The following is a 7,122-nucleotide window of genomic DNA, read 5'->3' as shown; positions in this document are numbered from 1 at the left end:
GCCTGTCAACCGCGATCTGTCGACCGCTGCGTGAGCCCAGAGACTCACCGATTGACCGCCTCTACCACCGCTTGGTGGCCGCCGATCGAGTGAGGCGCATTCTAGCGAATCCGCCGTGACTGTCAAGATTTATGCTTCCAGAACAATCACTTCTGTCACTCATCACCGCCTGCAACGTTGCCCGTCGCCGGCAGCGGATGCGTACTTTACGGATTTCACAGGGCATGCGCAACCCCCTGCATCTAAAAAAGGTAGCCCACTCCTCGCCTCTCTGCCATGACTCGCGTCAAGTTTCTCCCTGGCCTGATCGCCGTGCTGGCGAGACACCTCGCCGAGGCCACTCATGACGATCCCCTGGACCGGGTCACATCACGAACAGATCGACGAACCTGTGGACCGGGGTGCTCTCCAGGCGCGCCTGATCCTTGCACAGCTCCAGGATCTGCGCACAGCGGCCGGAGGCGAAGCGAGTGGCCAGATTACGCCTGAATTTCTCTTCCAGCACCGGGATGCCCTCGGCGCGGCGACGACGGTGTCCGATCGGGTATTCGACCTCGACCTTGTCGGTGGCACTGCCGTCCTTGAAGAATATCTGGATGGCATTGGCGATGGAGCGCTTCTCGGGGTCGTGGTAGTCACGGGAGTAGCGCTCATCCTCGACCACCTCCATCTTCTCGCGCAGCTCGTCGATGAGCGGGTTGGCGGCATGGAACTCATCCTCGTAGTGCTCGGCCACCAGGTTGCCGAAGATCAGCGGCACGGCGGTCATGTACTGGAGGCAGTGGTCGCGATCGGCGGGGTTCGCCAGCTTGCCGGACTTGGAGATGATGCGGATCGCCGAGTCGTGGGTGGTCAGTACGATCCTGGCGATCTCGCCCAGGCGATCCCTGACCCGAGGATGCAGGGTGACGGCGGCTTCACAGGCGGTCTGTGAGTGGAACTCGGCCGGAAAGGATATCTTGAACAGCACGTTCTCCATCACGTAGGTGCCGAAGTCGCGCTGGAAGGAGAACCGGCGCTCTGCTTCCGGCTTGGTCGCCAGGTCCTTGTTGGTGTGGCTGAACAGCACGTCGTAGAAGCCCCACTGCGACGCGGTGAGCGCACCGGGGATGCCCATTTCGCCGCGCATGGCGATATCGGCCAACCGGACCCCCCGCGATGTCGCATCCCCCGCCGCCCAGCTCTTGCGGGAGCCGGCGTTCGGGGCATGACGATAGGTGCGCAGGCTCTGGCCGTCGACCCAGGCGTGGGACAGGGCCGAGAGCACCTGCTCACGGTCGGCACCCATCATCCTGGCAGCCACCGCCGTGGACGCCACCTTGACCAGCACCACGTGGTCGAGGCCGACACGATTGAAGGAGTTGTCCAGCGCCAGCACGCCCTGGATCTCGTGGGCCATGATCATGGCCTCGAGCACCTGGCGCATCCGCAGCGGCGCCTCACCCTCGGCGACTCGCTTCTGGGACAGGTGGTCGGCCACGGCCAGGATGCCACCCAGATTGTCGGAAGGGTGGCCCCACTCGGCGGCCAGCCAGGTGTCATTGTAATCGAGCCAGCGGATGATCGTGCCGATGTCCCAGGCCGCCTTGACCGGATCGAGACGGAAGGAGGTACCGGGCACGCGGGCACCATGGGGAACCACCGTGCCTTCGACGAGCGGCCCCAGGTGCTTGGTGCATTCCGGAAAGCGCAACGCCAGCAAACCACAGCCCAGGGTGTCCATCAGGCAGTTGCGGGCGGTATCCAGGGCCTCGCCGCTCGCGATCCGGAAGTTCAGGACGTAGTCGGCGATCTTCTGCAATTCGACATCGTAGTCCGGACGGATGTTGCTTTCGACGGTGGCACTCATCGTCTTGCCTCCTCTTTCGCTGCATACGAAAAGGCTCGGCCACTTGTCAGGTACCCGGGCACGCCCTTCCCCTGACAGGAGTATCGTTATGGAGTGTCCGGGTAGCCAGGGGCGATTCGGTCGCTCACGCCAGCGGGACGACATCACCGGGTACACGGACCCAGCCTTCCATCAGCACTCTGGCGCTGCGGCTCATGACCGCCCTTGTCGCTGTCCACTCGCCGTTCACCTCCACGGCTTCGGCGCCGACCCGCAACGTACCGGACGGATGGCCGAAGTGCACGGTGGTGCGCTCGCCGCCTCCGGCGGCGAGGTTGACCAGGGTACCGGGCACCGCCGCGGCGGTGCCGATGGCCACGGCGGCGGTGCCCATCATGGCATGATGCAGCTTGCCCATGGAGAGCGCACGCACCAGCAGATCCACGTCGGCGGCCTCGATCGACTTGCCGCTGGAGGCGACGTAATCCGCCGGACTGGCGACGAAGGCCACCTTGGGGGTGTGTTGACGACTCGCCGCTTCATCGGCGTGCTGGATCAGGCCCATGCGCACCGCGCCATGGGCGCGGATGGTCTCGAACATCGCCAGCGCCCTGTCGTCGCCGTTGATCGCCTCCTGCAGCTCGGTTCCGGTGTAGCCGATCTCCTCGGCATTGACGAAGATGGTCGGGATGCCCGCATTGATCAAGGTGGCCCTGAGGGTCCCCACCCCCGGCACCTCGAGGTCGTCGACCAGCTTACCGGTGGGAAACATCGCCCCCTCCCCGTCGGCCGGCTCCATGAACTCCACCGGCACCTCGGCGGCGGGGAAGGTGACACCATCGAGTTCGAAGTCGCCGGTCTCCTGCACCTGACCGTCGATCATGGGCACCCGGGAGACGATGGTCTTGCCGATATTGGCCTGCCAGATGCGCACGACGGCCACGCCGTTCTCCGGAATTCGCTCGGGATCCACCAGGCCGTTGCTGATGGCGAAGGGCCCCACGGCAGCGGAAAGGTTCCCGCAGTTGCCGCTCCAGTCGACGAAGGGCTTGTCGATGGCAACCTGGCCGAACAGGTAATCGACGTCGTGGTCGGAGCGCTCGCTCTTCGACAGGATCACCGTCTTGCTGGTGCTGGAGGTGGCGCCCCCCATGCCATCGATCTGTTTCTGATACGGGTCGGGACTGCCGATCACCCGCATCAGCAGTCTGTCCCGCGCCTCACCGGGCACCCGGGCCGCCTCGGGCAGATCCTGCAGCCGGAAGAACACGCCCTTGCTGGTCCCCCCACGCATATAAGTGGCAGGGATCCTGATCTGGGGAACCTGGCTCATGGGTTGACCGCCTCCTCGGACTCGAGGAAGTCTTGGGCGAAGCGCTGCAGCACACCGCCCGCCGCATAGATCGACACCTCTTCCTGGGTATCCAGACGGCAGGTCACCGGCACCTCCACGCGCTCGCCGTTCCTGCGGTTGATTACCAGTGTCAGGGTGGCACGGGGCCTCGGCTCGCCCACCACATCGAAGGTCTCGGTGCCGTCGATAGCCAGCGTCTTGCGGGTGGTGCCGGCCTCGAACTGCAGCGGCAGCACGCCCATGCCGATCAGGTTGGTGCGATGGATGCGCTCGAAGCCCTCGACGACGATCGCTTCCACGCCGGCCAGGCGTACGCCCTTGGCGGCCCAGTCGCGGGACGAGCCCTGACCATAATCGGCGCCGGCGACGATGATCAGCGGTTGTTTGCGCTGCATGTAGGCCTCGATGGCCTCCCACATGCGAGTCACCTGGCCTTCCGGCTCGATACGCGCCAGCGAGCCCTGCTTCACCGTGCCGGTATCATCCCGCACCATCTCGTTGAGCAGCTTGGGGTTGGCGAAGGTGGCCCGCTGGGCCGTCAGGTGATCGCCGCGGTGGGTAGCGTAGGAATTGAAGTCCTCCTCCGGCAGGCCCATCTTCGCCAGGTACTCCCCCGCGGCGCTGTTCGCCATGATGGCATTGGACGGCGACAGGTGATCGGTGGTGATGTTGTCACCGAGCACCGCCAGCGGACGCATGCCCCGCAGGGTACGCTCCCTGGCGAGGGCCCCTTCCCAGTAGGGAGGCCGACGAATGTAGGTGCTCTGCGGGCGCCACTCGTAGAGCGGGCTCACCTGGGCATGTACGCCCTTGTCCACATCGAACATCGGGATATAGGTCTCCCGGAACTGTTCGGGCTTCACGCTCGCCTTGACGATGGCGTCGATCTCCTCGTCGCTGGGCCAGATGTCCATCAGGGTGACGGGATTGCCGGCCGGGTCATGGCCCAGCACGTCCTTCTCGATGTCGAAGCGGATGGTGCCGGCAATCGCATAGGCCACCACCAGCGGCGGCGAGGCCAGGAAGGCCTGCTTGGCGTAAGGGTGAATCCGCCCGTCGAAGTTGCGATTGCCGGACAGCACCGCGGTGGCGTAGAGATCACGGTCGATGATCTCCTGCTGGAGCGCCGGATCCAGGGCGCCACTCATGCCGTTGCAGGTGGTGCAGGCGAACGCCACCACGCCGAAGCCCAGCGACTCCAGCTCGGGCAGCAGGTCGGCCTCTTCCAGGTACATCTTCACGGTCTTGGAACCCGGCGCCAACGAGGTCTTCACCCAGGGCTTGCGGGTCAGGCCCAGCCGGTTGGCGTTGCGGGCGATCAACCCGGCCGCCACCATGTTGCGCGGGTTGCTGGTGTTGGTGCAGCTGGTGATGGCGGCGATGATCACCGCGCCATCGGGCATTTTGCCTGCCTCGTTTTCCACCTTGCCGCTGATGCCGCGCGAGGCCAGCTCGGAGGTCGGCAACAGGGCATGGGGGTTGGAGGGGCCGGCCAGGGTGCGCGGCACGCTGGACAGGTCGAAGGTCAGCACGCGCTCGTACCCGGCGTTCGCCAGGCGATCGGCCCACAGGCCGGTCTCCCTGGCGAAACGCTCCACCAGCGCCACCTGGTCGTCGTCGCGACCGGTCAGCTTGAGGTAGTCGATGGTCTGCTCGTCGATGTAGAACATCGCCGCGGTGGCCCCGTATTCCGGCGTCATGTTGGAGATGGTGGCGCGGTCGCCGACGGTCAGCCTCGCGGCGCCCTCGCCGAAGAACTCCAGGTAGGCCCCCACCACCCGCTCGCGGCGCAGGAACTCGGTCAGCGCCAACACCATGTCGGTGCTGGTGATGCCCGGCTGCAGCTTGCCGGTCAGCTCGACGCCGATGATGTCGGGCAGGCGCATCCAGGAGGCGCGGCCGAGCATCACGCTCTCGGCTTCGAGGCCGCCGACCCCCACCGAGATCACCCCCAGGGCATCGACCATCGGCGTGTGGCTGTCGGTACCGACACAGGTATCGACGAAGGCTACGCGTTTTCCCTTCGCATCGGGGCGTACCTGCACCACCGGCGACATCTTCTCCAGGTTGATCTGGTGCATGATGCCATTGCCCGGGGGAATCACGTCGACGTTCTCGAACGCGGTCTTGGTCCAGTCGATGAAGTGGAAACGGTCGTCGTTGCGACGATCCTCGATGGCGCGGTTCTTCTCGAAGGCGTCCTGCTCGAAACCGGCATGCTCCACGGCCAGGGAGTGGTCGACGATCAGTTGGGTCGGCACCACCGGGTTGACCTTGGCCGGGTCGCCACCCTTGGCGGCGATGGCATCGCGCAGGCCGGCCAGGTCAACGAGCGCCGTCTGGCCGAGGATGTCATGGCACACCACCCGGGCCGGATACCAGGGAAAATCCAGATCGCGCTTGCGCTCGATCAGCTGCTTCAGCGAATCCGTCAGCATCGAGGGGTCGCAGCGGCGCACCAGGTTCTCCGCCAGCACCCGGGAGGTGTAGGGCAGCGTGTCGTAGGCACCGGGCTTGATCGCCTCGACGGCGGCGCGTGCGTCGAAGTAGTCCAGGTCAGTGCCGGGAAGCGGTTTGCGATAGTCGGTATTCATGGCGTGGCACCATCGGGTCATGGACATAAAGAGAGGTGACAGCAGCGGCTGGCTGGCCGGCGACAAGCCTCCGCGAGGGCGCTGTGAACCCATCCCTGGGCGCTACCGACGCCATCCATGGCGTAGGACCCTCGCTTCGCCTTGTCCCCGGCCCCGCCTTCACCGGGCATAGGCGGACACGTCAGTCACGCTCCTCGATCGGCACCCAAACGCTCTTCTCGGGGCCGACATAGTCCGCACTCGGACGAATGATGCGGTTGTTCTCGCGCTGCTCGAAGACATGGGCGCACCAGCCGGTGACACGCGAACAGACGAAGATCGGCGTGAACAGCTTGGTGGGGATGTCCATGAAGTGGTAGGCGCTGGCGTGGAAGAAGTCGGCGTTGCAGAACAGATTCTTCTCGCGCCACATGACTGCCTCGACGCGCTCGGAGACCGGGTAGAGCACACTGTCGCCCACGTCCTCGGCGAGCCGCTTCGACCACTCCTTGATGATGGCGTTGCGCGGGTCGGACTCGCGGTAGATCGCGTGGCCGAAGCCCATGATCTTTTCCTTGCGCTCGAGCATGCCCAGGATCTTGCGCTCGGCCTCGTCCGGGGAGGTCCAGTTCTCGATCATCTCCATGGCCGCCTCGTTGGCGCCGCCGTGCAGCGGGCCGCGCAGCGAGCCGATGGCACCGGTCACGCAGGAGTGCAGGTCGGAGAGGGTCGAGGCGCAGACGCGTGCGGTGAAGGTCGAGGCGTTGAACTCGTGCTCGGCATAGAGGATCAGCGAGACGTTCATCACCCGGGCGTGCAGCTCGCTGGGAGCCTCGCCGTGCAGCAGGTGCAGGAAGTGGGCGCCCACCGATTCGTCGTCGGTCTCGGTCTCGATGCGCACGCCGTCATGGGAGTAGCGGTACCAGTAGCAGATGATCGACGGCAGCACCGCCACCAGGCGGTCGGAGACGTCCTGCTGCTCGTCGAAGCTCTGCTCGGTCTCCAGGTTACCGAGCATGGAGGCACCGGTACGCATCACGTCCATGGGATGGGCGGAGGCCGGAATCTGCTCGAGCACGGCCTTCAGCGCCTGGGGCAGGCCGCGCAGGCCCTTGAGCCTGGTGATGTAGGCGGCGAGCTCGGCCTGGTTGGGCAGCTTGCCCTTGAGCAGCAGGTAGGCCACTTCCTCGAACTTGGCCTTCTCGGCCAGCTCCGCGATGTCGTAACCGCGATAGGTCAGGCCAGAGCCGGTCTTGCCGACGGTGCACAACGCCGTGCTGCCGGCACTCTGGCCGCGCAGGCCGGTACTACTGACGGGTTGATCTGCCATGTTGCGTCTCCTCGTCTTGCACGTGGCTGTCGTATGC

At 65.5% G+C, this 7,122-nt stretch carries 4 protein-coding genes; all 4 read right to left on the bottom strand.

Going from position 1 to position 7,122, the window contains the following annotated elements; genetic code table 11:
• Positions 1-364: 364 nt before the first annotated feature.
• Complete coding sequence (gene prpD / locus C1H66_RS02300) at positions 365-1,849, bottom strand: 2-methylcitrate dehydratase (protein ID WP_102626298.1); 1,485 nt, start codon at positions 1,847-1,849, stop codon at positions 365-367.
• Between the two features lie 124 nt (positions 1,850-1,973).
• Positions 1,974-3,161, bottom strand: a complete 1,188-nt coding sequence (gene prpF, locus C1H66_RS02295; protein WP_102626297.1) for a 2-methylaconitate cis-trans isomerase PrpF — start codon at positions 3,159-3,161, stop codon at positions 1,974-1,976.
• Positions 3,158-5,776, bottom strand: a complete 2,619-nt coding sequence (acnD, locus tag C1H66_RS02290) for a Fe/S-dependent 2-methylisocitrate dehydratase AcnD (RefSeq protein ID WP_102626296.1) — start codon at positions 5,774-5,776, stop codon at positions 3,158-3,160. Before acnD ends, prpF begins: the two co-directional genes overlap by 4 nt.
• Positions 5,777-5,957: 181 nt before the next feature.
• Positions 5,958-7,085 carry a bifunctional 2-methylcitrate synthase/citrate synthase gene (gene prpC, locus C1H66_RS02285; RefSeq protein WP_102626295.1) on the bottom strand — a complete coding sequence of 376 codons (1,128 nt, stop codon included), beginning with the start codon at positions 7,083-7,085 and terminating at the stop codon, positions 5,958-5,960.
• Positions 7,086-7,122 lie beyond the last annotated feature (37 nt).

Source organism: Halomonas heilongjiangensis (assembly GCF_002879645.1).
GTDB classification, from domain to species: Bacteria; Pseudomonadota; Gammaproteobacteria; order Pseudomonadales; family Halomonadaceae; genus Halomonas; species Halomonas heilongjiangensis.
Note: the sequence above shows the minus strand (reverse complement) of the source record. Positions and strands in the feature narration are given on the sequence as shown.